This is a genomic window from Ruegeria sp. CE8, from assembly GCF_056537465.1.
Genome location: NZ_JBQFRP010000001.1, coordinates 202970 through 228428, shown reverse-complemented (window position 1 = coordinate 228428; position 25459 = coordinate 202970). Strand labels below are relative to the sequence as shown.

General features: G+C 56.8%; 29 protein-coding genes. 17 read left to right on the top strand and 12 right to left on the bottom strand.

Features of this window, described 5'->3' with window-relative positions; translation table 11 throughout:
- Positions 1 to 14: 14 nt before the first annotated feature.
- Positions 15 to 1244 (top strand): cytochrome b/b6 domain-containing protein, encoded by a 1230-nt coding sequence (locus ACR0AA_RS01165; protein ID WP_480660849.1) that lies wholly within the window; start codon positions 15 to 17, stop codon positions 1242 to 1244.
- A 64-nt stretch (positions 1245 to 1308) separates the two neighbouring features.
- Here ACR0AA_RS01165 and ACR0AA_RS01160 read toward each other — a convergent pair whose 3' ends face one another.
- Positions 1309 to 1881: a YceI family protein gene (locus ACR0AA_RS01160; RefSeq protein WP_480660851.1), complete on the bottom strand. Its 573-nt coding sequence runs from the start codon at positions 1879 to 1881 to the stop codon at positions 1309 to 1311.
- 127 nt (positions 1882 to 2008) lie between these two features.
- Positions 2009 to 2527: a hypothetical protein gene (locus ACR0AA_RS01155; RefSeq protein ID WP_480660853.1), complete on the bottom strand. Its 519-nt coding sequence runs from the start codon at positions 2525 to 2527 to the stop codon at positions 2009 to 2011.
- Between the two features lie 296 nt (positions 2528 to 2823).
- Between ACR0AA_RS01155 and rpsF the strand changes: the two genes are divergently transcribed.
- The 6 genes from rpsF to ACR0AA_RS01125 all read left to right on the top strand — a co-directional run bounded on the left by rpsF (position 2824) and on the right by ACR0AA_RS01125 (position 6558).
- Positions 2824 to 3177, top strand: a complete 354-nt coding sequence (gene rpsF / locus ACR0AA_RS01150; RefSeq protein ID WP_155151103.1) for a 30S ribosomal protein S6 — start codon at positions 2824 to 2826, stop codon at positions 3175 to 3177.
- A 27-nt stretch (positions 3178 to 3204) separates the two neighbouring features.
- Positions 3205 to 3432 carry a 30S ribosomal protein S18 gene (rpsR, locus tag ACR0AA_RS01145; RefSeq protein WP_005982441.1) on the top strand — a complete coding sequence of 76 codons (228 nt, stop codon included), beginning with the start codon at positions 3205 to 3207 and terminating at the stop codon, positions 3430 to 3432.
- A gap of 12 nt (positions 3433 to 3444) precedes the next feature.
- Positions 3445 to 4065: a 50S ribosomal protein L9 gene (gene rplI, locus ACR0AA_RS01140; RefSeq protein ID WP_475064066.1), complete on the top strand. Its 621-nt coding sequence runs from the start codon at positions 3445 to 3447 to the stop codon at positions 4063 to 4065.
- 152 nt (positions 4066 to 4217) lie between these two features.
- Positions 4218 to 4694, top strand: coding sequence for a transglycosylase SLT domain-containing protein (locus tag ACR0AA_RS01135; RefSeq protein ID WP_480660856.1), 477 nt, complete (start codon positions 4218 to 4220; stop codon positions 4692 to 4694).
- Positions 4695 to 4908: 214 nt separating this feature from the next.
- Positions 4909 to 5610: a helix-turn-helix transcriptional regulator gene (locus ACR0AA_RS01130; RefSeq protein WP_480660858.1), complete on the top strand. Its 702-nt coding sequence runs from the start codon at positions 4909 to 4911 to the stop codon at positions 5608 to 5610.
- Positions 5611 to 5706: 96 nt separating this feature from the next.
- On the top strand, positions 5707 to 6558 hold the full coding sequence (locus ACR0AA_RS01125; RefSeq protein ID WP_480660859.1) for an acyl-homoserine-lactone synthase: 852 nt from the start codon (positions 5707 to 5709) through the stop codon (positions 6556 to 6558).
- Between the two features lie 96 nt (positions 6559 to 6654).
- Here ACR0AA_RS01125 and tig read toward each other — a convergent pair whose 3' ends face one another.
- The 3 genes from tig to ACR0AA_RS01110 form a co-directional block, all read right to left on the bottom strand.
- Positions 6655 to 7986: a trigger factor gene (gene tig, locus ACR0AA_RS01120; protein WP_480660860.1), complete on the bottom strand. Its 1332-nt coding sequence runs from the start codon at positions 7984 to 7986 to the stop codon at positions 6655 to 6657.
- A gap of 185 nt (positions 7987 to 8171) precedes the next feature.
- A complete protein-coding gene (locus ACR0AA_RS01115; RefSeq protein ID WP_480660862.1) occupies positions 8172 to 9296 on the bottom strand; it encodes a porin in 1125 nt (374 codons plus the stop codon).
- A 298-nt stretch (positions 9297 to 9594) separates the two neighbouring features.
- Complete coding sequence (locus ACR0AA_RS01110; RefSeq protein WP_480755285.1) at positions 9595 to 11172, bottom strand: NAD(P)H-hydrate dehydratase; 1578 nt, start codon at positions 11170 to 11172, stop codon at positions 9595 to 9597.
- Between the two features lie 169 nt (positions 11173 to 11341).
- Here ACR0AA_RS01110 and ACR0AA_RS01105 point away from each other — a divergent pair, with 169 nt between their 5' ends.
- From ACR0AA_RS01105 to ACR0AA_RS01085, 5 genes are all read left to right on the top strand, one after another.
- Entirely contained in the window at positions 11342 to 11680 is a 339-nt protein-coding gene (locus tag ACR0AA_RS01105; protein ID WP_058274017.1) for a P-II family nitrogen regulator, read from the top strand.
- 33 nt (positions 11681 to 11713) lie between these two features.
- Complete coding sequence (gene glnA, locus ACR0AA_RS01100; protein ID WP_480660865.1) at positions 11714 to 13120, top strand: type I glutamate--ammonia ligase; 1407 nt, start codon at positions 11714 to 11716, stop codon at positions 13118 to 13120.
- Positions 13121 to 13271: 151 nt separating this feature from the next.
- On the top strand, positions 13272 to 13550 hold the full coding sequence (locus tag ACR0AA_RS01095) for a hypothetical protein (protein WP_480660866.1): 279 nt from the start codon (positions 13272 to 13274) through the stop codon (positions 13548 to 13550).
- 36 nt (positions 13551 to 13586) lie between these two features.
- The gene (locus ACR0AA_RS01090; protein ID WP_480660867.1) at positions 13587 to 14390 is read left to right on the top strand and encodes a lytic murein transglycosylase; all 804 of its coding nucleotides are present in this window, start codon (positions 13587 to 13589) and stop codon (positions 14388 to 14390) included.
- A 199-nt stretch (positions 14391 to 14589) separates the two neighbouring features.
- On the top strand, positions 14590 to 15504 hold the full coding sequence (locus ACR0AA_RS01085; protein WP_480755284.1) for a hypothetical protein: 915 nt from the start codon (positions 14590 to 14592) through the stop codon (positions 15502 to 15504).
- Positions 15505 to 15540: 36 nt separating this feature from the next.
- On the opposite strand, the gene ACR0AA_RS01080 is transcribed toward ACR0AA_RS01085, so the two are convergent.
- On the bottom strand, positions 15541 to 16284 hold the full coding sequence (locus ACR0AA_RS01080) for a heme-dependent oxidative N-demethylase family protein (RefSeq protein ID WP_480755283.1): 744 nt from the start codon (positions 16282 to 16284) through the stop codon (positions 15541 to 15543).
- A 123-nt stretch (positions 16285 to 16407) separates the two neighbouring features.
- On the opposite strand from ACR0AA_RS01080, the gene dddP reads away from it, so the two are divergent.
- Positions 16408 to 17751, top strand: coding sequence for a dimethylsulfonioproprionate lyase DddP (dddP, locus tag ACR0AA_RS01075; protein WP_480755282.1), 1344 nt, complete (start codon positions 16408 to 16410; stop codon positions 17749 to 17751).
- A gap of 4 nt (positions 17752 to 17755) precedes the next feature.
- On the opposite strand, the gene ACR0AA_RS01070 is transcribed toward dddP, so the two are convergent.
- The gene (locus ACR0AA_RS01070; RefSeq protein WP_480755281.1) at positions 17756 to 17950 is read right to left on the bottom strand and encodes a hypothetical protein; all 195 of its coding nucleotides are present in this window, start codon (positions 17948 to 17950) and stop codon (positions 17756 to 17758) included.
- Positions 17951 to 18185: 235 nt separating this feature from the next.
- Between ACR0AA_RS01070 and ACR0AA_RS01065 the strand changes: the two genes are divergently transcribed.
- Positions 18186 to 19400 (top strand): bifunctional alpha/beta hydrolase/OsmC family protein, encoded by a 1215-nt coding sequence (locus tag ACR0AA_RS01065; protein WP_480660874.1) that lies wholly within the window; start codon positions 18186 to 18188, stop codon positions 19398 to 19400.
- Between the two features lie 9 nt (positions 19401 to 19409).
- On the opposite strand, the gene ACR0AA_RS01060 is transcribed toward ACR0AA_RS01065, so the two are convergent.
- The 5 genes from ACR0AA_RS01060 to ACR0AA_RS01040 all read right to left on the bottom strand — a co-directional run bounded on the left by ACR0AA_RS01060 (position 19410) and on the right by ACR0AA_RS01040 (position 21884).
- Entirely contained in the window at positions 19410 to 19760 is a 351-nt protein-coding gene (locus ACR0AA_RS01060; protein WP_480755280.1) for a hypothetical protein, read from the bottom strand.
- Between the two features lie 10 nt (positions 19761 to 19770).
- Positions 19771 to 20328, bottom strand: coding sequence for a hypothetical protein (locus tag ACR0AA_RS01055; RefSeq protein WP_480755279.1), 558 nt, complete (start codon positions 20326 to 20328; stop codon positions 19771 to 19773).
- A 140-nt stretch (positions 20329 to 20468) separates the two neighbouring features.
- Positions 20469 to 21056 (bottom strand): biotin transporter BioY, encoded by a 588-nt coding sequence (locus tag ACR0AA_RS01050; RefSeq protein WP_480755278.1) that lies wholly within the window; start codon positions 21054 to 21056, stop codon positions 20469 to 20471.
- Positions 21057 to 21132: 76 nt separating this feature from the next.
- Positions 21133 to 21555, bottom strand: a complete 423-nt coding sequence (locus tag ACR0AA_RS01045; RefSeq protein ID WP_480755277.1) for a DUF6314 family protein — start codon at positions 21553 to 21555, stop codon at positions 21133 to 21135.
- A complete protein-coding gene (locus tag ACR0AA_RS01040) occupies positions 21552 to 21884 on the bottom strand; it encodes a hypothetical protein (protein WP_480660882.1) in 333 nt (110 codons plus the stop codon). Before ACR0AA_RS01040 ends, ACR0AA_RS01045 begins: the two co-directional genes overlap by 4 nt.
- A gap of 89 nt (positions 21885 to 21973) precedes the next feature.
- Here ACR0AA_RS01040 and purB point away from each other — a divergent pair, with 89 nt between their 5' ends.
- The 3 genes from purB (at position 21974) to ACR0AA_RS01025 (ending at position 25353) form a co-directional block, all read left to right on the top strand.
- Positions 21974 to 23278: an adenylosuccinate lyase gene (purB, locus tag ACR0AA_RS01035; protein ID WP_480755276.1), complete on the top strand. Its 1305-nt coding sequence runs from the start codon at positions 21974 to 21976 to the stop codon at positions 23276 to 23278.
- 378 nt (positions 23279 to 23656) lie between these two features.
- Positions 23657 to 24196, top strand: coding sequence for a tetratricopeptide repeat protein (locus ACR0AA_RS01030; protein WP_480660886.1), 540 nt, complete (start codon positions 23657 to 23659; stop codon positions 24194 to 24196).
- A gap of 68 nt (positions 24197 to 24264) precedes the next feature.
- Complete coding sequence (locus ACR0AA_RS01025) at positions 24265 to 25353, top strand: flagellar motor switch protein FliG (RefSeq protein ID WP_480660888.1); 1089 nt, start codon at positions 24265 to 24267, stop codon at positions 25351 to 25353.
- Positions 25354 to 25459 lie beyond the last annotated feature (106 nt).

The window sequence follows — 25459 nt, the reverse complement described above, 5'->3', positions numbered from 1 at the left end:
GGAGCTTTTCACCAATGTCCCTTGCCAACACCGCCCAAAGCTATGGGGGCGTTACCAAAACCTTTCACTGGCTGACGGCCTTGTTAATTCTGTCGGCCTTCCCGATAGGTTGGTTCGCAAACCGACTGGCACATGCCATTGAAGACCCGGCCATTCCGACAACACCAGAAGACCTTCAGCAAGCCGCGCAACTATTCTCGCTGCACAAAACGATCGGCGTCACCGTGTTCATTGTTGCACTGGCCCGAATCCTGTGGGCGCTGAGTCAACCCAAACCCGGCCTGCTGAACGCCGAAAACAAACCCGAGGCCTTTGCGGCAGAAACTGTGCATTGGTTGTTGTACGGCTCGCTGGTTCTGGTTCCTCTGACCGGTTGGATTCACCATGCGGCAACCGAAGGCTTCGCTCCGATCCTTTGGCCGTTCGGACAAAACCTGCCTTTCGTTCCCAAGTCCCCCGAAGTGGCCGAAGTGACCGGCGGCTTGCACAAAGTACTGATGCTGGTTTTGCTGGGTGCCTTGGTGTTGCACATCGCCGGCGCCCTCAAGCACCACGTTATCGATAAGGACAGCACGCTGCGCCGTATGTTGCCCGGTCGCATCGAGCTACCGGAACCACCGCAGCAATGGCATTCTCCCGTCCCTGCATTCGCCGCCATCGTGATCTGGGGCGCGGCTCTGGCCGTCGGTTGGTTTGACGGGGTCTATTCTGCGCATCCGACTTCAGATCACACGTCAGCCGAGTTGGAAGCGGTGCAATCCGACTGGCAGGTGCAGGAAGGCACGCTGGGCATCACGATCACTCAGTTGGGCAGCCCCGTAAACGGCGGGTTTTCCGAGTGGACCGCCGCAATCACCTTTGACGATCCGGCTGAACCCGGGCCTGCGGGGTCTATTGACGTGACAGTCGCCATCGGCTCTCTAAGCATTGGCACGGTGACAGATCAGGCGTTGGGCGCCGATTTCTTTGACAGCAGTCAGTTCCCCACCGCGCAATTCACAGCCGACCTGTTCAAGACCGACCTAGCCTATGAGGCGCGCGGCACATTGACCATCCGGGACAAAACCATGGACGTCGTGTTGCCGTTTGAACTGGACCTGCAGGACGGCACCGCGAAGATGCAAGGCGAACTCGAGCTTAACCGGCTAGACTTCGACATCGGAAAATCACAACCGACCGAAGACTCTCTGGCGTTTGGCGTCAAAGTGGCCGTTGAACTCACGGCGACGCAGGCAGAACAATAGCTTCTATGCAAAAAACCGCCGGAGCCTTTCGGTCCCGGCGGTAATCTTTGGGTTTGACGCAGGCTTATTCGGCCTTCTGTGCTTCAACCGAGATACGAACTTCCACTTCGTCGCCCACAAACGGCGCAAACTGCCCCAGATCGAACTCGCTGCGGACCAATGTGGTGGTCGCATCGAAACCGGCCCAGGGTTTGCCCGCCATCGGATGCTCGCCAACTTGATTCAGCTTTGCGTCCAGAACGACCGACTTAGTCACGCCGTTCATGGTCAGATCGCCGGTGATGTTCGCGGTATTGTCGCCGGTCACTTCAATGCCGGTCGAGGTGAACGTGATCAGGTCACCTTCGGCAACGCCAAAAAAGTCTTCGGTCATGAAGTGATCTTCGCGCGGTTTCCATCCGGTGATCATTTCGACGACTGGCATCGAAACACTCACGCTGGAACCAGCCGGGTTCTCTTGATCGAACATGATCTCGCCCTCAAAGCCCGAGAACATGCCGGTCGTGGTCGAGAAACCAAGGTGGTTGTAGGTAAAGACAACCTGGCTGTGGCTGGGGTCCAGAACGTATTTCTCGGCGCTCGCAAATGCCGAGGTCGCCGATACGGCCAGTGCAGCAGCAAGAAGGGTGGATTTCATGACAATCTCCAAAAATGTTGTGGATGCAAACCAGTTGGAATGCTCGATAACGAAAATGTGCCGCCCAAGGGCGGCACACAAGACTTAATCTCTCACATTTTCTGTTCTTAAATGAACAGAAAAGAAATCAGGCAAAGATTGTTACACTTCCGCTGAGTTGCCCCTTCAGCGCTCGGCTGACATCCGCCGATTGTAGCGGCAGTTTCATCAGCAGGCTGCCATCCACGTCGTACAGTTCGACCTGGTCATCCGCAAACCGGGCACCTCCCAAGGTGTCGTAGCTGCGGCGCAACACCGTCTGAGGGCGTCCGTTTTCATTCTTTTGCAGAACCCGAACCTCGCGACGGATCGGATCGAAATAGGCATCAGGGCGCGGATCCAGAACCTGAATGGTCAGCAGGCTCACGCCAACAAGAAGAAACATAAGCGACGCAGCCAGTTTAATCGGCCAGACCTCAGTTGCCATCACTGCGCCAGACATCAGCCACATCGAGAATGCAACGACGATCAGAAACGCTCCTGCGACACGTGCAAGAATGATCCGGGCCGGCCAGTTTGGCGCGAATGCGATAAGAACTGGAACCGATTGCTCATAGTTCGCGGTGGTCGCGGACTTGTCGTAGGTATTCGTGTTTATCGCGGTCATTTCACTGTACCCTGTTTCAGGTTGCCGTCTTTAGGTTCGTTCTGTCCGGCTAGTCCCCGGTATGCAAAACAACTTTGAGCCGAAAAGAGTCAGGAATTGGGCGGTGCAATGTTAATTGAATGTTAATAGCGCGACTTCGCAAAGGCATTTGTGGCAGGGCTTGCCCCCTGCGCGCAATCGTGTATATGGGGCCATCCTTCGCAAGAGTTATGAATCGCGCAGCCTCTCGTGGCAGGGTCGCGAAGGACCAGATGGCCCCGCCTTTGAAATGCGCCTTGATATAAACAGGAGTGCACATGCCACTGTATGAGCATGTAATGATCGCGCGTCAGGACTTGTCCAACGCGCAGGCAGAAAGCCTCGTCGAACATTTCGGCACCGTTCTGGCTGACAACGGCGGCAACGTCGTCGAAAGCGAGTACTGGGGCGTCAAGACGATGGCCTACAAGATCAACAAGAACCGCAAAGGCCACTACGCCTTCCTGAAGACGGACGCCCCCGCTGGTGCCGTTCAGGAAATGGAACGCCTGATGCGCCTGCATGACGACGTTATGCGCGTTCTGACCATCAAGGTCGACGAGCATGCCGAGGGCCCCTCGGTCCAGATGCAGAAGCGCGATGAGCGCGAAGGCCGCCGCGAGCGCCGCTGATCTAAGCCTGACAAAAGGACATACACCATGGCCGCAAAACCATTTTTCCGCCGCCGCAAAGTTTGCCCGTTCTCGGGCGACAACGCGCCGAAGATCGACTACAAAGACACCCGTCTGCTGCAGCGCTACATCTCTGAGCGTGGCAAGATCGTTCCTTCGCGCATCACCGCCGTTTCGGCGAAAAAGCAGCGTGAACTGGCCCGTGCTATCAAGCGCGCCCGTTTCCTCGCCCTGCTGCCCTACGCCGTGAAGTAAGGAGAGACTGACATGCAAGTTATCCTTCTCGAACGCGTTGCGAAACTGGGTCAAATGGGCGACGTCGTTGACGTCAAGCCCGGCTACGCCCGCAACTTCCTGCTGCCCCAGGGCAAAGCGCTGAGCGCATCGGACGCTAACATCGCGTCGTTCGAAGCTCAGAAAGCGCAGCTTGAGGCGCGCAACCTGGAAACCAAGAAAGAAGCTGAAGCACTGGCTGAAAAGCTGGACGGTCAGCAGTTCATCGTGATCCGCTCGGCATCGGATGCCGGCGCTCTGTACGGCTCGGTCACCCCGCGTGACGCAGCAGACGCTGCAACCGAAGCTGGTTTCACCGTCGACAAGAAGCAGATTGCCCTGATCGCTCCGATCAAGGAACTGGGTCTTCACTCGCTGGCAGTCAAGCTGCACCCCGAGGTCGAAGTTGAAATCAAAATGAACGTCGCCCGTTCGGAAGAAGAAGCCGAACTGCAGGCGTCGGGCAAATCGATCCAGGAACTGGCAGCTGAAGAAGAGGCCGCCGCTGAATTCGAAATCGCTGAACTGTTCGACGATATCGGTTCCGCCGCCTCCGACGACGATGATCTGGTTGCCGAAGAAGCCCCGGCTGAAGAAGACGAAGCCAAGGCCTGATCTAGCTAACCTGAGTTTTAAAAGGCCGCACTCAACGTGCGGTCTTTTTTCGTACACACGCAAGACGGGCAGAAATCAGCCAGAGTTTTTACCTATGCTTGCGGTCACGGTATCAACTCATATCATCGGGTCCAGAAACTCGGAGTTCCCTGATGAATAACTTTTTGCGCCGAAGCGTTATGGCCATGTTACTTGCCGCGCCCCTCGCTGCCTGTGGTGGCCCTGACACTTCGGCCCGTGATGCCTTTGATCCCCCTCTGTACCCCAATGAGACCCCCGAGCTGCGCGCGTCAATCAACAAATGGGCCGACCACTACGAATTGCCGCGTGAGTTGGTTCACAAGCTGGCGATTCGGGAAAGCACGCATCGGCCGTGGGCTGTGAACCGCCCATATTACGGACTGTTGCAGATCCTTCCGGCGACGGCGCGTTCCATGGGATATAAAGGTAACGCAAAGGGATTGCTGGACGCGGAAACCAATCTGGAATTCGCCGGAAAATACCTTCGCGGTGCGTGGCTCTTGTCGGATGGCGACCAGAAACGCGCGATATTTCTCTATGCCAAGGGCTATTACCCCGAAGCAAAAGCGCAAGGAATGTTGATTGAAACAGGTTTGCGGCCGGAATGATGTCGACTTGAATTTCAAGTCCAAATGTGAACAATATATTAACAGGTGTCTTAGTGGTTTACTTAGGTACTATGTTGCCGGAACCACGCAATATGCCTAAACGTTTTGAACAAATACCTTGCGCGGGACACCTAAGTTGACGCAACGTATGCAATGAAATGGACAGATATGGCACTTCTTTGGGGAAAGATTTGCCGCCGTAAGGGTTGGACAGGTGAAACTCATAGACTTGGCCGCGATCGACCACGAGGAGAAGTCGGCAGCCGACATTATTAACGCTGTCTGCGAGGAACTCGGCTTTGATTATGCGTCTTATGCCACCTTCAATCCCGTGAAGGGTGACGTCCAAGGCTATGCAAACTATCCGGACGAATGGAAAATTCACTATGGAAGTCAAGGATTTCACCATTTCGACCCGACCCTATACCAATCTGTTCTCAGCATCGCCCCTGTTGATTGGGGACGCTTCAATCACGACGAAAAATTCCACTCGGTTTTCCGTGACGCGCATGATTTCGGCATAACTCCAAGGGGTTTGACCGTTCCCGTGCGCGGTCCTTACGGAGAATGCGGTCTGTTGAATGTGACCCGCGATTGTTCGGATGCAGAGTGGGAAAAGCTTAAAAAACATGTCATGGGGGACCTGCAGATGGCTGCTGTTCAGGCGCATGATACTGTGATGCAGTCCGGCCTGCTGGCCAAAGCGCTGTATCTTCCAGCCCTTTCGACGCGGGAAAAAGAGATCCTGCAATGGGTCGCTGACGGCAAATCTCAGCAGGATATTGGCGATATCCTGTCGATTTCTCACCGAACCGTCGAAGTTCACATGCGATCCGGGCGGGAAAAACTCGGTGCCTTGACCACACCTCAGGCTATCGGACGGGCCATTGGACTGGGCTTAATTGCCCCAGGATAATCAAAAAAGATAAAAAATACGGGAAACCCCCAATAGTCTCAGCTCAAAACTTAGTTAACTTATTCTCTACGGTAACCAGACTGTAGGGGGATGGAAATGATCATCGTAATTGATGGTATCAACCAACATAAGTTTAATGACGTCTTGGACGAGATGTTCAAACTGCGCGCACGCGTTTTTGGAGACCGTCTTGGCTGGGAGGTCAACATCGTTGATGGGCGCGAGCGCGACCATTTTGACGATCTGCATCCTGCACACGTAGTCAGCATCAACGACGAGGGGGACGTTGTTGGGTGCATGAGACTGCTGCAAACGACCGGGCCACATATGCTGTCCGACGTTTTTCATTCAATTCTGGACGGCGAACCACCGATCCGCAGCGCTCAGGTTTGGGAAGCAACACGGTTTTGCGTCGACACCAAAAAGCTAGGACGCGGTCGTGGGGAAAACTCTGTGTCCTATGTCACCAGCGAGGTTATGATCGGTTCGTTCGAATACGCGAAAACAGCGGGTGTATTGGACTCGATCGCCGTGATCGACCCGGTGATGAACCGCGTCCTGCAACGGTCGGGCAACGCGCCTTACGACTATCTTGGAACCGCCAAGCCGATGGGCAAGGTGGTAGCGATGGCCGCCCTTATGGACTGCTCGGAGGAGCGGATTTCGGGAATTCGGGATTATGCTGGCATTGAACATGATGTCTTTCTGACCGACGAACAGGCGCTTGAGCGCTTCGAAGGTGCAAAAGCAAAGCCAAGTGCCGCGAATTACGACCATCAGCCGCTAACACAGCTGGAAAAATACTTTGTCGAACAGATGAATTCGGCAACATCGAAGGCCGAAGTAGAGTCAGTGTTGAAACTGATCGAAGCGCTTTCGGACCGATTTACGCCAGAGCAGAAGACCGCTCTGCTAAGAACCCCCCGTGCTTTTGCTCATGAGGCCTGACCCCCTCACCTCATAAGTTGAAGCCACCCACGCGGAGCCGTCTAATTTCAGACGGCTCCGTTTATTTTTGTGCCCATGGGGATGGGCGGAAGAGGATTACTCCTCTTCCAGTGCCTCAACGGCTTTCTGCAGGTCGTCCTTGCTGACTTCTTTGTCCGCAACCTGAGCCAGTTCGAATACGTAGTCGATAACCTTGTCTTCGAAGATCGGCGCGCGCAGCTGCTGCTGCATCTGAGCGTTCTGCTGAACGAACTCAAAGAACTGGCGTTCCTGACCCGGGTACTGACGCGCCTGGTTCATGATCGCCTGAGTCATTTCCGCATCGGTCACTTCGACCTCGGCCTTCTGGCCCAGCTCGGCCAGCAGCAGACCCAGACGCACGCGGCGTTCGGCCAGCTTGTTGTGCTCGTCCGTGGGCTCGATCTCACCGTGGTCGTGGCCTTCCACTTCCGGGTTTTCTTCGTGCCACAGCTGGTGTGCAATCTGCTTGGCTTCGGCTTCAACCAGCGACGGCGGCAGGTCGAACGAGACTTTCTCGTCCAGCGCGTCGAGCAGAGCACGCTTCATAACAGCGCGCGAGGCACCGGCATATTCCGCTTCCAGACGCTCGGCGATTTGGCCTTTCAGGGCTTCCAGATCTTCTGCGCCAAATTTCGTGGCCAGCTCGTCGTTGATCTCGGCCGCAACCGGCTCTTTGACCTCTTTGACGGTGCAGGTGAAAACGGCGTCTTTACCGGCCAGGTGCTCGGCGCCATATTCCTCGGGGAACTTTACTTCGACGTCTTTGACTTCTTCGGCCTTCACGCCAACCAGCTGCTCTTCGAAGCCGGGGATGAAGCTGTTCGAACCCAGAACCAGCGGATAGTCTTCAGCGGAACCGCCTTCGAACTCTTCGCCGTCAACCTTGCCAACGAAGTCGATCACAACCTGATCGCCATCCTTGGCTTTCGAACCCTTGCGGCGCGCTTTGAAGTCCTGAGCGGTTTCGGCCAGGTTGTTCAGCGCTTCTTCAACGGCAGCGTCGTCTGCTTTGACAACCAGCTTTTCCAGTTCAACCGATTTCAGGTCAACTTCGGGAATCTCGGGCAGTGCCTCATAGGACATTGCGACTTCTACATCGTCGCCTTCTTTCCAGTCCTCATTGGTCATTTTGACCTCGGGCTGCAGCGCGGGGCGTTCGCCGCTGTCTTCAAAGTGCTTGTTCATCGCACCGTCGATGCTTTCCTGCATCGCTTCGCCCAACAGGCGCTGGCCGAACTGCTTTTTCAGCAGCGCCATCGGCACCTTGCCTTTGCGGAAACCCTTCATCTCGATTTCCGGCTGCGCTTCGACCAGTTTCTCGTTAACTTTGTCGTCCAGCTCGGCTGCGGATACGACGATATTGTAGCCGCGTTTCAGACCTTCGTTCAGCGTCTCGGTAACCTGCATTATGGTAGTCCCCATAGGATTCGGGGCGCGCAAAACGGCGCGCCGGGCAAATTTGACGCCTTCTATTTGCCCAGCCGCCCGCGTGCAAGAGGCAATGGCCGGATCCGCCTTGTTTTGCCGCCGATTTGAACAAAAAAAACGCCCCGAACTAAGTCGGGGCGCGTCCAGTTCACGGGGAATTGTCGTCAGAACTTCCAGAGCGCACCCAGCACCCAGGCTTCGTTCTTGTCAAAGTCGACCGTGTCGTCGAAATCGTGGTTACGGTACTTCAGATAGGCATCCGTGTTGATCGCATCGATCCGCTGAACAACTGCGATACCCCACGACTTTGTGCTGGACCCCTGGTTTTCGAAATCCGAACCGTCGAAATAGTCGATACCAACACCGGTTTTGCCCCACGACACCCAATCGCCTTCGTAAGCAAGCTTGGTGTACCAGTAGTCCGGATCGCTTGCCCCTGCCGAGGTATCGTCGCGCGATCCCAGAGCCGCTGTGAAGCTAAAGCCGCTTGGCATCAAGACCGAGGCCGATCCGATGGTATCCTTGCGTTCACCAGGTTGGCCGTCAAAGTCACGCACAGCGTATGCAATGCTGGCTGCAAACTCGACGCCGTTTGTGAAGGTGTTCCGATATTTGACTGCGATGTCGTAGTAATCGTCATCGTCGCTGCTGGACAGGATGTTCTGGCCATAAGCGATTGCGGCCGAGAAGCCGTTGAAATCAGGTGTATCGTAACGCACCCTACCCCGGCGAGCCCCGTCAAAGTTGCTGGCCGAGTCACCAACTGTGATGTCACTCAGGATACCATCGGGTGCACGATAGAAGAATGCGCCGTTTTCGTCGTTCGTAAACGAATACAATGCGGTTCCGACGTAAGACAGATCCGTTTCAGCGGCTCCGTCCGAGGCCATGCTTCCCTGACCGGCGGAAAATTTGCCGTATCCCCCCTTGAGCGAGAAATCGACGTGACGAATATCTTCGCGGGTCCAGCCATTGGTGTTGGTGCCGTCCTGGTTGGCCGACCCGGTACTTGGCAGACCCAGACCCGTCTCGAACCGGAACATGAACTCGTTACTACCGTAAGGCTGCATCACGCGCAGGCCCACCCGGCTGTTGGACAGGTCATTGTCCAGCAAGCGGGTCTCGGTCTCCTGGCCGTCATCGACCGACACGATCACCGGGTCAAACTGACCATACAGCAGCACATAACCGCCACTGTTGTTGTCGTACTTCAATTCGGCTGCAGCGGGAATTGCCGTGGTAACGGCCAGAACTCCGGCAATTGAAGGGATGCTTAATTTCACTGTCATTTCTTTCACCATGAACGTTATTTTTGGATACTGTCAGCGGGCTGAACTCATGCGACAGATCCATCACGTAGAACCGGCTATTCTGACTCTGAGGTTCCGCCTTACGGCTCTAAATCGGCAGAAACTAAATGGCAAATATATCAACACGTTGTTCGCGCGCCCTCAAATTGTTCAGGGCTCCTGTGTCAAGTCTGCCACTCCACCACACGTCTTTCAAAAGAATGACATGCAATGATGCAGATGCGTGCGGCCAATTCTTGCCGAAAGCCAGGGAAAGCGGCCAAATTCCGCGCATGCGTCAACTGGACATTTGCTGAAACACCCGAGGCAGCAGCTCGGGCAAATCCTCGGCAATCAGACCCGGACCGAAGGAACGTGCGCATTCCACATGCAACCAAGCCGCTGTTTCCGCGGCCGACATGGGATCAAAGCCGCGCGCCATCAAGCCAGTGATGAACCCCGCCAAAACATCGCCGGAACCCGCCGTTGCCAGCCACGGTGCGGACCGCTCGTAGTGGGCCGAATTGATCGCGCAGCGCCCATCCGGCGCAGCAATCACTGTATCCGGCCCCTTGAACAGAACCACGCACCCTGCCCGCTTGGCGGCCTCGCGAGTAGCGTCGACCTTGGAATAGGCCGGGCCTTTGGTGGGAACCGCCTTTAGCTTTTCAGCTATGTCAGGGAATAGACGCGCGAATTCTCCCCCGTGCGGAGTGAGGACACAATTTTCATGCAGCATGTTGAACAAGGTCGAGGGGGCTTTCGCAAAACCCGTCAACGCATCCGCGTCCAGAACGGTTGACCTCCCAGCCGCCAGAGCGGCCGGCACCAAATCCTGCCCTCGGTCCAGCCCGATTCCGGGGCCAAGGCATAAGGCATTCAGACGCTCGTCTCTCAGAGCTTCGGATAACGAACTGGCATCCTCCACTTGCTGCAACATGATCGCTGTCACCTGCGCCGCGACCTCCGTCTGCGCTGCCAGAGGAACACCCAATGTCACCAACCCGGCCCCGATCCGCAAAGCTCCACGCGCCGCCAATCGCGCCGCGCCGGTTTTACCTGAGCCCCCAGAGAGGATCAGCGCATGGCCGTACGAGAACTTATGCGTCGGTTTGCCGGTACGAATGTCAGAAATGTTCTTACTTGAGGCCCGATAGCGAGCACGCCCAGCCTCATATTGCATGGAAAAGTCCCGCCGATAAGAAGGTACAAAGTCGGATACTCCGATTTCCTTGACTTTTAACGTTTCAGCCTGATCCGCGAGAATACCGAGTTCGTGGCCTAACCTCTTGCGTTCGAACGTCACGATAAGCGCAACGCCCATCGGTCCATCATAAAACGACGTTTCTTCGTCCAGAAATTTCCCACTATCGGAGCAGAAACCGGACGGAACGTCGATTGCCACATCAATTCCAGTCTTGAACATTTCCAGGCAAAACGCCTTTGCAGCACCTGAAAGTGGGCGCGACAATCCCGTTCCAAATACTGCGTCAATTACAAGGTTGTGGTCGCGCTGCAGCAATTCCTCAGCGACCGGCTTCCCTTCCGCGACGGTTCCGATCGCACACCATCGCGCATAGTTCGCTTTTGCGTCTGGCGGCAGCTTGCCCGGATCGCCAAATAGATAAACATCGACCTCCCAGCCCCACTCTTTCAACAACCGCGCGACGACAAACCCGTCACCGCCATTGTTACCGGGGCCGCAGAAAACCACGGCCGCTCCGGACGTTTTCGACAGCTCCGGCCATTCTTCGAAAATCGCCTCGACAACTCCGCGACCGGCGCGTTCCATAAGCTCCAGACCCGTCACCTGACCGGACTCAATAGCGGCCTGTTCTATCGCCCGCATCTGCGCCGCTGTCAGCAATTCCGTCATCTCAAATCCCCCGGCGATTCAATTTCGATTACTTTTTATGCAAGTCGATCAAAATTTGACCTGTCGCCTTTTTTCTAAGCGCCCAACCCGGACCATTTTCGCAATCACATTGCCGACCGATTTTAGACGTGGTCAGTGCCTCAGTGACAAGAGTTAAAAGGAGCCCGGGATGAAGAAGATCGAAGCGATCATCAAGCCGTTCAAACTCGATGAAGTTAAAGAGGCGCTGCAGGACGTCGGCGTCCAGGGTCTCAGCGTGATCGAAGTCAAGGGTTTTGGCCGTCAGAAAGGCCACACCGAACTCTACCGCGGCGCGGAATACGTCGTTGATTTCCTGCCCAAGGTGAAGGTCGAGGTTGTGCTGGACGACGATCAGGTTGATGCGGCCATCGACGCCATCGTTGCGGCAGCCAAAACCGACAAGATCGGCGACGGCAAAATCTTTGTCTCGCCCGTTGAACAAGCCATTCGCATCCGGACCGGCGAAACCGGCCCGGAAGCCCTGTAACAGAACAATCTCAAAGCAGAGGAATAATAAGCTATGAGCAAGGACGCAGTTCTTCAGCTGATCAAGGACGAGGACGCCGAATACGTCGACGTTCGCTTCACCGACCCGCGCGGCAAGCTTCAGCACGTGACGCTGATGGCAGATCAGGTTGACGAAGACTTTCTGGAAGAAGGCTTCATGTTCGACGGTTCGTCCATCGCGGGCTGGAAGTCGATCGAAGCATCTGACATGAAGCTGATGGTCGACACTGAAAGCGCCTATGTCGATCCGTTCTACGCGGAAAAAACCATCTGTGTACACTGCTCGGTTGTCGAGCCCGACACCGGCGAAGCCTATGAGCGTGACCCGCGCGGCACTGCTCAGAAGGCAGAAGCTTACCTGAAAGCATCAGGCATCGGCGACGTCGCCTATATGGGCCCCGAAGCGGAGTTTTTCCTGTTCGACGACGTTCGTTTCTCGAACACTATCAACAAAGTATCCTACGAAGTTGATGCAACGGACGCGTCGTGGAACACCGACACCGAGTACGAGATGGGCAACATGGGCCACCGTCCGGGCGTCAAGGGTGGTTACTTCCCGGTCAACCCGATCGACGAAGCACAGGACCTGCGTTCGGAAATGCTGTCGACCATGAAGCGTCTGGGCATGAAGGTCGACAAGCACCACCACGAGGTTGCATCGTGCCAGCACGAACTGGGTCTGATCTTTGACAGCCTGACCAAGCAAGCCGACGAACTACAGAAGTACAAGTACGTCATCCACAACGTTGCACACGCCTACGGCAAATCGGCCACCTTCATGCCGAAGCCGATCGCGGGCGACAACGGCACCGGTATGCACGTGAACATGTCGATCTGGAAAGACGGCAAGCCTCTGTTCGCCGGCGACAAATACGCCGACCTGTCGGACGAAGCTCTGTGGTTCATCGGTGGTGTTCTGAAGCACGCCAAGACCCTGAACGCTTTCACCAACCCGGCAACCAACAGCTATAAGCGTCTGATCCCGGGCTTCGAAGCCCCCGTTCTACGCGCCTACTCGGCCCGCAACCGTTCGGGGTGTGTCCGTATTCCGTGGACCGAAAGCCCGAAAGCCAAGCGCGTTGAGGCCCGCTTCCCCGATCCGGCCGCAAACCCCTACCTGGCGTTTGCCGCTCTGCTGATGGCCGGTCTGGACGGCATCAAGAACAAGATCGATCCGGGCGAAGCCATGGACAAGAACCTGTACGATCTGCCCGCCGAAGAACTGGCCGACATCCCGACCGTCTGCGGCAGCCTGCGTGAGGCTCTGGAAGCTCTGGCGTCCGATCACGACTTCCTGCTGCAGGGCGACGTGTTCACCAAAGACCAGATCGACGGCTACATCGCACTGAAGATGGAAGAGGTCGAAACCTACGAGCACACACCCCACCCAGTTGAGTACGGCATGTACTACAGCTGCTAAACCGAGGGTTAGCGCAAAGACCAAACGAAAGGGCGCCTGTTGGGCGCCCTTTTGTCATTCCGAACATCGCTATCACAAGCGTCTTGACTGACAGTTGGTATCGTCAGAGCCTTTCTTTGAAGTATTGTCTTGATCGCTTTGGGAGAAAACGATGCGCCTGATGTTGAAATTCACGATACCCGTTGAAAAAGGCAATCAGGCCGAGCGGGACGGCACACTTGGAGCAGCGATTGAAGCTCTGGTAAAAGAAGTGAACGCAGAGGCCGCTTATTTCGCGCTTGAGCACGGCAAAAGAATGGGGATCGTCATCTTTGAGGAAACCGATCAGGCCCGCATGCCCGCAATCAACGAACCGCTTTTTGCAGCACTGGACGCAAACATAGAAATCCAGCCCGTCCTGACCTCCGAAGACCTGCAGCGTGCGTTGTAAAAGTTCGCACCGGCTTAAACAGAACTGATTGAGGGAATGAAAACCATGCGGCGCCTCGCCATTTTGATCGCTTTCGCTTTATCCATACCCGCGCTGACGGCGGCCGCCCCTTGCGGCAATACCGGCAGTGGATTTGACGCGTGGAAAAGCGACTTTGCCAGACAGGCCAAGCGCGCCGGTGTGAAAAAGAAGGGTCTGCAAGCGCTGGCGCAGTCGCAATACGCCACGCGCACAATCGCGGCTGACCGCAATCAGAAGAGCTTTAAATACTCTCTCGACAAGTTCATGCGCGTGCGCGGCGCGGACACCATTGTCGCGCAGGGTCGTAAACGCAAGGCGCGTAACCCGCAATTCTACGCGGCACTTGAACGCCAATATGGAGTGCCCGCAGGAGTCTTGATCGCCATACACGGTATGGAAACTGGCTTTGGCAACTTCATGGGTGACAGCCAGGTTGTTTCCGCAATTACAACACTGGCCTACGATTGTCGCCGGTCTGAGTTTTTCATTCCCCACGCCATCGGGGCGCTGAAACTGGTCGATCAAGGCAGCATTACGACGGCTACAAAAGGCGCAAAACATGGCGAGCTTGGGCACACTCAGTTTCTGCCCGGCAACGCCATGACTTACGGGGTAGATGCCACCGGCGACGGTCGCGTTGATTTCTACAATATGACGGATGCACTGGCCTCAACCGCCAATTTTCTACGTAGGAAAGGGTGGAAACCGGGGCGCGGCTATCAGCAGGGCCAGCCGAATTTCGCGGTCATTCAACAGTGGAACGCCGCGTCGGTGTACCAGCAGTCCATTGCAATCATGGCCGCCCGAATCGACGGTTAAGAGAAGCTGGGAATTCGGGCCAATGCACCAAATTTCAGCCACATTGTCGCCACAGAAATTAAACGGCCCTTAAAATGCCTAGGTTTCCATAGCGTAATCAATCCGGGCGATTTTTCATTTTTTTCCATTTTCGCCCCAATCTGCCCCAGATCGCTTGCTAGATTGTTTCCAACGACAGGATGCGACAAAGGACAGCGCAGTGACTCCGAAGCACAGCTATCACGGTGGTCTGCAATTCAACGGTAAGACCGAAGGCGCGATTGAGCGGTTTGGAAAAATCGTTGCAACGACGCTTCAGGACTATGGTCACCTGGTCGAACGCAGGGCCCTGTTGAGCGCCACCGAAGCCAGTATTGTTTCCAGCCAGTATCTGGTGCGCCTGACACTGGACACTCAGGCGGCCGAGACTGAAGACCGGTTCGGGCGTCTGGACCGCGCAGCAGGTTTGAAAACCATTCCCAGACCGATTGTAAGCAAGCCGCAAAACCGGTTGTCGATCACGGTTTCCCCGGTTTCGCCCCTGCTGGACGACAGCGAAATTTCCGAGCTGATGCTGGTGGTAATCCTGTACAGAATGGTCGACATCTGCGCGACGCAGCGGATTGAATGGCTATCCCCTAATACCGTTCTAACGCTCGAACAATTCATGAGCGCGTTTGACTCTCTGACCCCCGGAAAGGCGCGGAACAGAAAGCAGATATTCGAGGCAGTAACAGGCCCGTTTGCAGGGCTGAACATTCCTGACGCAGAAGACCTGGATGAGCCAGAAAAAGGGGCGCTGAAACCAGCAGCCCGGCCGATCCAGCTGTCGGATGAGCAGTTGCTCAGCATCGCTTTTCGGACAGAAGAACCTATCGAGCAGCCTACCGATCGGGACGACACGCCCCCCCTCGACCACGAAAAACCCAGCGATATCCTACGACTGACCAGTTGGGGATTGACGGGTGCCGTGGCAAGCGTGTCGGTCCCGATTGCGGCCTCATTGGCCGCTGTAAACCTGATCAAGGGCGAAGACTTTCGCCTTAATACTCAGGTGCTGGCCTATTCCGTTGCGATCTCCGCTCTCAGCACAAGCGGTGCATTCGCAGGCGTGGCCGGTGCGTTGGGCATGTAGCCCGGCATCAAGTGACCCTCCTTGGAGGCCCCGCCGTCAGGCGGGGTTTTCCATTTTGGCCACCTGATCTGCCGCAAGCACATACGTATGGATCGAGAAGATGACGGCCCGCGTTTCCGGCAGGCGCAAAAGTGTCTGCCGCTCACTTCGCAGGAAACTTGTGGATCCCGGATCTGTTATGTCGCGCGGTTCGCTTGCGCTACGGGGTTGATGCAGCTCGGCATCCTTATACCACAGCGTGTTGAACCTCCACAGCGGACGTCCCGGCTGAATCCCGTCGAACAGGCGCTGAACGCGCCGCGCGATGTTTTCGTCATAGCTATCTACAGGAACATGAATGCCGACGAGGGGACGCATGAATTTCTCGGACAACCGCCAACTGGCGGGAAAACACAAGATAGCGCCGGTCAGAACGTGTTCGTCCCCTTGCTTTTGCAGAATGCAGAAATCTTCCTGCACCAGCTGGCACAGCGTGTCGAACGGACGATGCCGGTCAACCTCTACCCGCTGCCCGTCCGAGCGGATCACATGGTCCGTGCTTCCTGGATAGGCGTGCTGCAGAACCAGATCCAGTAATTCCTGTGCGGCGGGCATCGCGCCTGGGTCCAGCGCCAGCACGTCCGCACGCCGGTCCGCCAACAGCGTTGCACGTCTTTGCATCTGAGCCGCGAACGCGTCATCGCAGTGCAACCAGTCATCCATGCTACCGGGCTGAATACCGGGCAAGGGACGTTGGTCCAGCGGATCGTATGGGATAGATGTTTGAAGAATGGTCGTCATGGTTCTGACCTACCATCAGAATTTTGGCTTGTCGGTCAAAAAGCGACGAATGCGCCGTCGCAAATTTTCAAGACGCCGGGAGATTGATTCTCCACGTTCGAAAAATAGGCAGGGAGACCCACCATGAATCAGCACTATCGCGACAACCGCAAGATCGACCCGACCAAAGGTGCGACCCTTGGTGACGGCACCCCGAACGAGAATGACCGGATTGAGATAGGGCCAACACAGCTTGCATTCTCGGAATGGGAACAGGCCGGCCTTGTCCTGCCTGACCTGACACGGATGCGGGAACACCGGTGGAAGCGATTAACCCAAGCCATCGTCGATCGCGGCTATGGTGGACTGTTGATGTTCGACCCGCTCAACATCCGCTATGCCACCGATAGTACCAATATGCAGCTGTGGAACACCCATAACCCATTCCGAGCGGTTCTGTTGTGCGCCGATGGGTATATGGTGATCTGGGACTATAAGAACTCTCCGTTCCTGTCGAAGTTCAACCCGCTGGTCCGTGAACAGCGATCCGGTGCGGACCTGTTCTATTTCGACCGCGGCGACAAGGTGGATGTGGCCGCCGACGTGTTTTCGAATGAGGTGCGCGTTCTGATCAACGAGCACGGCGGCGGCAATCAACGTCTGGCCGTGGACAAGATCATGCTGCGCGGGCTGCGCGCGCTTGAGGCGCAGGGGTTCGAGATCATGGAAGGTGAGGAAGTCACCGAAAAAACCCGCGCCATCAAGGGACCAGACGAAATCCTCGCCATGCGCTGCGCCAACCATGCCTGCGAAACGGCCGTTGCCGAGATGGAGAAGTTCGCACGCGCCAACGTGGGCGATGGCAAAACGTCAGAAGATGACATCTGGGCCGTCCTGCACGCCGAAAACATTCGCCGCGGTGGTGAGTGGATTGAAACCCGCCTGCTCGCCTCGGGCCAGCGTACCAACCCGTGGTTTCAGGAATGCGGCCCGCGGATTACTCAGAAAAACGAGATCATTGCCTTCGATACAGACCTGATCGGCTCATATGGCATTTGCATCGATATCTCGCGCACATGGTGGATTGGGGACGAAAAACCCCGCCCCGATATGGTTTATGCCATGCAGCATGCGCATGAGCACATCATGACCAATATGGAGATGCTAAAACCCGGCGTAATGATCCCGGAACTGACGGCCAATGCGCACAAACTGGACGACAAATTCCAGGCGCAGAAATACGGCTGCCTGATGCATGGCGTCGGCTTGTGTGATGAATGGCCGCTGGTCGCTTACCCGGATAAGGCGGTGGCGGGCTCGTACGACTATCCGCTCGAGCCCGGCATGGTGTTGTGCGTCGAAGCCGCCTGCGGCGAGGTCGGCGGAGATTTCTCGATCAAGCTGGAGGATCAGGTTCTGATCACAGAAGACGGGTATGAGAACCTGACCACCTATCCCTTTGATCCGCAGTTGATGGGTCTGAGCTAAGCCCTCAGTTCGACCAGTACGACCGCCTGACATTGCCGTGCCAGTCCTCTGTGACGGGCGCGGCAGTTTCCATTGTGTCCGAAGAAACCAGCGGCCAATTCTGACCGAGTGAAAAACCAATTACACCGGCTAGTACGATCACGATCACAATATCCGGACGCAATATCACGCCCCTGGGTTCAGATACGCTATGTGCCATTTGAGCCTCCTGAGCTGAAAAAGATCTGTGACCGCAACATGGGGGTGCTTTCAGAATTAGTGAAACGAATATTTATTAATAAAAGCATCACACATGTTGATGCATTGAATCTTCGCTGGGCTAAAGCACAAACCTGTATCAGGACCTCACCTTCCCGTGACGCGCCTTACAATGGGGTTGAGCGACCTGACGGATGCACACACTATTGGTTCATCCCGACACACAAGGAACTGCCATGCCCACCGAACGCATTACTTTTGCCGGTCACGACGGCAACCAATTGGCCGCGCGCCTTGACCTGCCAGACGGGCCGGTCCTGGCAACGGCGCTGTTTGCACATTGTTTTACCTGCTCAAAAGACATCCCCGCCGCACGCCGAATTGCGGCGCGGTTGGCGGCAATGGGCATTGCCGTTTTGCGTTTCGACTTCACCGGTCTGGGGCATTCCGGCGGAGAATTCGCCAATACGACCTTCTCGTCGAATGTCGAAGACCTGATCGCTGCATCGCATTATCTTGCCGGTCGCAACATGGCGCCGGCACTCCTGATCGGTCATTCGCTGGGCGGAGCGGCGGTTTTGCGCGCGCGCGCTGGCATTCCAAGTGTCAAGGCGGTGGTCACTCTGGGTGCACCTGCTGACCCGGGTCATGTTGCTCATCACTTTGAGGACGCGTTGCCCGAGATCACGCAAGAAGGGGCGGCTGACGTAATGTTGGGTGGGCGCCCTTTCCGCATAGGCAAGGCATTCGTTGACGATATCTCTGAGACCGCGCTTCTCCCGGCAGTCGCCGACCTGAAAGCCGCGTTGTTGATCCTGCACGCACCCCGGGACGAAACCGTAAGCATTGACAACGCCAGCACACTCTTCCTTGCGGCCAAACACCCCAAAAGCTTTGTGACACTGGACGATGCAGACCACCTGATTACGCGCGCGGCCGACGCTGAATATGCAGCGGACGTAATCGCCGCGTGGGTGACGCGCTATGTCAAACTCTGCCCGCCTGCCCCGCCTCCGGGTGCGCCCGAGGGTGTTGTGCGCGTAACCGAGGCCGACCCGTCCGGGTTTCTGCAGGACATCCAATCCGGCCCCCGACACCATGCGGTTGCAGACGAACCGGCCTCATACGGCGGCACGGACAGGGGGATGTCACCCTATGGCTTTGTGTCATCCGGTTTGGGCGCATGCACGTCGATGACCATCCGCATGTACGCCCGGCGCAAACGCTGGCCTCTGAACGGCATCACCGTCGATGTCTGCCACAACAAGGTCCACGCTCAGGACGCGGGCTTGGCCAATGAAGGAAAGGTCGACCAATTCCGACGCAAAATCCGCCTGGAAGGTCCGTTAACGCTAGAGCAGCGCGCGAGGTTGATGGAAATCGCGGACAAATGCCCGGTGCACAGAACGCTGGAAGGGTCAGCCCAGATCACGACGGAATTACTGGACTGATCCGATGCGTTATCGCCGCCCAGCGGGGCGGTGAATGGGAGGCCGGGCGGCTGGAGGACGCGCGACCGGCGGGCGCGGCCTGTTTGGCGGTCGCGACACCGGCGGTCTGTTCGGCGGCTTTGCGATGGGCGGAACCGGACGCGCCGGGGGACGCGTTCCCGGACGTCCGGGGCGATCTGGCCGGTCGATATCAATATCGACGTTAACATCGTGGTAATAGTCGTTCCACAGCATCGAATCGTAAAACGGATCGTATCCGTATCCGACGCCGACGGTTACGCCATCACAGGCTGATAGGGTCAGGCTTGCTACGCCCAATCCCAATGCGAGGGATACGCGTTTGATCAGTTTGCGGGTCATCGGCGCCTCCTCACTGTTCAGAGCGGAACGACGCGAAAACGGCGTTCAAGTCGTCAACATAGGCTGGGTCGGCGCCGTCGCGCAGGATTGCGACAACTACGGCAACACGGTTTCGCGGCAGGTCGATGATGGTTGCGGTGAAATTCACGCCACGCCCATCTCGATTGCCCGTCCCACGAATGACCCGCGCCGGCATCCCGCCGATGCGCGTCGACGTGGTCTCGGACACTGTTGGGTCCTTGACCAGAAACTTGTCGATGTCTTCAAGATAACGAAGACCGTCTTCAATCGAAGCCACGCCAGCAGGTGAGACAAACCCCATCCAGACATTGTCATCTGTGACAGGCCGCACCCCCATGACGCGGGAAACGGCACGCATGTCACCTAATTCGGTATCCTCAATCTCACGCGGGCCGCCCGTCCGCAGCGCCCAATAGTCAGGCACGGAAAAGCTGAACAGTGCGCGCCCGTTGTCGGTATAAGTAACCGGAGTATCTGCTGATGCGCCCCCACCACTCAACCAAAGAGCGGCACAAACGGTGAATGCCGAGGCAATTTGAATACGCATATTTCAATAACCTGATGATTTCATTGAGTGCAGATTGAACCGCCGCCACCGGAGTTGTCCAGCGTTGCGGCCAGGAAACAAGAAAAAACCGCGCCGGGATACTTCCGGGCGCGGTTCCGTATAGGCGATTTCGGCAGAGATCAGGTGCGGACGTCGCCCACCAGTTTCCACAGGCCGGGGATCAATACCGCAGCCAAAACCAGCTTGATGGCATCACCCACCAGGAAGGGCGTCAGCCCCCATTCCAGGATCGGCTTGTCCCAGCCGTACAGTTGACCCAGCCACAAGAGACCCGGCACGTAAATCACGACATTGGCCAGAACCAGAGCCAGCGCCATCTTCCCAAACGAGCGGTCCCAGCCGCGCGCGGCCAGAGCACCCAGCAGAACAGTTGCCAGCAGGTAACCAACCAGATAGCCGCCGGTGCCACCCATCATGTAAGTCAGACCGAACTTCTCGGCCGAAGAACCCGCGAAGACGTCAAAGCCGAGCGCTCCGACCAGCAGGTAGCCCAGCATGGTGATCAGACCCAAGCGCGTTCCGTAGGCTGTGCCGATTGTTAGCACAGCAAAGGTGCCCATGGTGATCGGAACAGGCCACATCGGCACCTTGATTTTAGCGGCAATTGCCAGCGCAAGGATACCCAGAGCGACCAGAGCAACCTGTTTTACGCGCAATGCCGTCCCTTCGCGCGGGCCAATCGCATTGGCCAGAACATTCGCATCCATTCTCATATCTCCACTTTCGGATTTATATGCAGGTGCAGCATTGCCCGTTTCGATCGCTAGCTGCAATATGATTACGCTATCTTAACTTGTACTTAGTGTCCATTTCATAGGATTTTCGTGGCCCTTTCACGATCCAGCGCACAGTCCAATTCGGCCAGCCCGAAAAATCGTATTCCGCATCATAGCTGTCCGGTGGGCAATCATGGTGATCGCAAGCCCGCGCAACGCCCAGTTTAAGGGCATGGAAATACCGGCCATCGTCAAAGTGAATGGAAATTCTCTCTTCGCTGTCGTGCCACAGATATCTGCGCGTTCCCTTCATGGCAGGCTGGTTGGGAAGGTACAGCGTCACCTCTTCATCATAAATCAAACCGTCTGCAACCCGATGCAAGTTCGCCAATCCATCCGCCTGCACGATCTGGCCGGCCCGAGCATCCCGGATCGTCCGGGTCAAATCCCAGCGACCTTCAAAGTCGGACAGGCTTGTCGGCAGGGTCATTCGGCGTAGATCCCCTCCGTCGTGCCGCCGTTGTCGTCAACGAACCGAATGACCCTGCCGCTTTGCTGAACGTCGTAGCAGGCCCACAGGTCCGACGGCGGCCAGAGCGAGCAATAGCGATCCTCTCGAACCGCCCAGCGTCCCGCGCTTGGCCGGCCCGAAAAGTACTGTGTCAGCATCGTATCATCGAAGGTCTGCCAGACACCCTGCCCGTAATCGAGCTTCTGCCCGGTCAGCGCCGCCAGAATCTGTTCTCCGTTCAACGTCCGGAACTCTTCTGCCTGCAGCAAACCGGGCCAAAGGGCGAAAATCAGGGCAAACCGTCTCATATATGCACTCGCGCCTTGTTCCTGTGCCTGCACGGGTTTAAACCCCGCCGCATCGCCTCCTGCCAAATCACAATAAGGTGCCGCTGCCAATGATTCCACGCTATTCCCGCCCCGACATGGTCGCCATCTGGTCGCCCGAAACCAAGTTCCGCATCTGGTACGAGATCGAAGCGCATGCCTGCGATGCCATGGCCGATCTGGGTGTCATCCCGCGCGAGAATGCCGAGGCCGTTTGGAAAGCCAAGGATGTGGAATTCGACGTGGCCCGTATTGACGAGATCGAGGCCGTCACCAAACACGACGTCATCGCCTTCCTGACCCATCTGGCTGAACATGTTGGCAGCGAAGAAGCCCGTTTTGTGCATCAGGGCATGACGTCTTCGGACGTGCTGGACACCTGCTTGAACGTGCAACTGACCCGCGCCGCTGATCTGCTGATCGCTGACCTCGAAGGCTTGCTCGCCGCTCTGAAGCGCCGCGCGATCGAACATAAGAACACCGTCCGCATCGGCCGCAGCCACGGCATCCACGCCGAGCCAACGACCATGGGCCTGACCTTCGCCCGCTTCTACGCCGAGATGGACCGTAACCTATCCCGTATGCGCGACGCCCGCGCAGAAATCGCAACCGGCGCGATCAGCGGTGCGGTCGGCACCTTCGCCAATATCGACCCGCGCGTCGAGGAACATGTCTGCGACCAGCTGGGTCTGGTGCCTGAACCGATCAGCACCCAAGTCATCCCGCGCGACCGCCACGCGGCGTTCTTTGCGACACTGGGCGTGATTGCGAGCAGCATCGAAAACATCGCCGTCGAAATCCGTCATATGCAGCGGACCGAGGTGCTGGAGGGCGCCGAGTTCTTCTCGATGGGTCAAAAAGGCTCGTCAGCCATGCCGCACAAGAAAAACCCGGTGCTGACCGAGAACCTGACAGGGCTGGCCCGCATGGTGCGCGCAGCCGTAATCCCGGCGATGGAAAACGTGGCGCTGTGGCACGAGCGCGATATCTCGCATTCCTCGGTCGAACGCATGATCGGGCCGGACGCCACAATCACTTTGGACTTTGCGCTGGCCCGCCTGACAGGCGTGATCGACAAGATGCTGATCTTCCCGGAGAACATGATCGAGAACATGAACAAGTTCCCCGGCCTGGTTATGAGCCAGCGTGTTCTGCTGGCGCTGACCCAAGCAGGTGTCAGCCGTGAAGATGCCTATGCCATGGTCCAGCGCAATGCGCTGAAAGTTTGGGAACACCGTACCGATTTCAAAGAGGAATTGCTGGCAGACCCCGATGTCACCGCCGCGCTGAGCCCCGAAGAAATCGAAGAGAAATTTGACCTCGGTTACCACACCAAGCACGTCGATACGATTTTCGCCCGCGTATTCGGCGAATAATTCAAGCTGATCAATCAGTTGAAAAGGCCCGGTTCGCACGATGCGAGCCGGGCTTTGTTCTTTTGCCAGACGGCCTCAATTCGGTTATCCTAAGCGCGTATTTCCGAACAGGAGAAACAAGATGGTCCGTACTCTTATCTGCGCTATGATCCTAAGCTGTTCAGCGTCTGTCGCGTTAGCCTGCAGTGGTCATTCCAAGCAAACCCAATCTTGCGCGCCGGGGACATATTGGGATTCCGAAGCCCAGACTTGCGCCAAAATTGTAAACAGCTGAGAAAAAATTTTCCTACTCGTGAATAAATGCGAGCCTTGGGTTGTTAGCTTTTTTGAAGATCGCACTATGCTTTCTCAAAGCAGCCCTGACAACGGAGTAGGAAAATGCGCCTTGTAATAGCTTCCGCCATCGCCCTTCAGGCCTTTGCATTCGCACCAGTTGCGCTTGCTGCGGGCGGTGACAGCAGTCCGCCAAAGCCGACCAATACGACCAAGAAATGCCTGTTTGGCCGCGTTTACGACAAGGACGCCGGGCGCTGCGTGAAGCCGAACAAAAGCAACTTTACGGATGATCAGTTGTACGATGCCGTGCGCGAGCTGGCGTATGACGGACAGTTCGAGAATGCTCAGGACATCCTGCGCATCATGGACCAGAACGACGATCGCGTCCTGACCTACTGGGGCTTTACCTATCGCAAACTGGGCGAGCTTGAGCTGGCAAATGCCTTTTACAACAATGCCATTGAAGCCAACCCCGACAACATTCTGGCCCGCAGCTACATGGGTCAGGGATTTGTGGCCGAAGGTAAACCCGATCTGGCAATCGAACAGTGGCGCGAAATCAAGGCGCGCGGTGGTGAAGGCACCTGGGCCGAAGCATCCCTGCGCAAAGCGATCCGCACCGGGCTGACCTATAGCTACTAAGCTTCAGCCTTTCTTTACCCGACTCCCCGTAGTCTGCCTGTGGAACAGAATTTTGGCACCGCAGGCAGATGCAGGATACGAACTCTTTGGTACAAGTGGCACCGGGGGCGTCGCCACCCGTCGCAAACGCTCAGGACGACGCGCCCCGTGTTGTGCCCAGGGCGCTAAGCAGCCGACAGAAAGCCGCGGTCGTGGTGCGCCTTTTGCTGAACGAAGGCGCGGATATCCCGCTCGAAGAACTTCCCGATAGCCTACAGGAAAAGCTGACGCATCAGCTGGGGCAGATGGGGCTTGTGGACCGGGTCACTCTGGACGCCGTCGCGCAGGAGTTTGCAGAGGCACTGGATGGCATCGGCCTGTCCTTTCCGCATGGCTTGGCAGGGGCTTTGGACGCGGTCAACGGCAAGATCGCTCCGGCGACCGCCGCCCGGTTGCGGAAAGAAGCCGGGGTACGTCAGATCGGCGACCCGTGGCAAAGACTGCGCGAGATCCCGACCGAAGACCTGGCGGAAATGGCGCAGGCCGAAAGCACCGAGATTGCGGCCGTCATGTTGTCCAAGCTAGAAACTGCAAAGGCGGCGCAACTACTGGGGCACCTACCCGGCCCGATTGCGCGGCGCATCACCTATGCCGTGTCGAAAACGGCAAATGTTACGCCCGAGGCGGTCGAACGGATTGGCTGGTCTCTGGCGGCCCAGTTGGATCGACGTCCGGCGACGGCTTTCTCAGACGGTCCCGGAGTTCGCGTCGGCGCGATCCTGAACCAGTCCGCTGCCTCGACGCGCGATGGGCTTTTGACTGCTCTGGACGAAGAGGACACCGATTTTGCGGCCATCGTACGGCAGTCGATCTTCACCTTCGCCCATATCCCAGCCCGCATTCTTCCTCGCGACGTGCCTGCGATTCTGCGAGGCGTGGATCAGGCAGACCTCGTCACCGCTCTGGCGGGCGCTGCGGCTGAGGGTGACAAGGCCGCGGCTACGTTCCTATTGTCCAACATGTCGACCCGCATGGCCGACAACCTGCGCGAAGAAATTGGCGAGCGGGGCAAGGTGAAGCTATCCGAAACCGAAGAAGCCATGACGCTGATCGTTGGCGCAATTCGGGCCCTTGTCGACGAAGGGGCAATATCTTTGATCGAAGAAGACCGCGAATAGTGACAGACAAGCGCCTTCCAGCGTGCCGGCACAAAGGGTTGTTTTGCAACGCTTGTGGTTGCGGTTTCTGCCTTGTATGTCTTGCCCGGCAAATCGCAACAGCCGG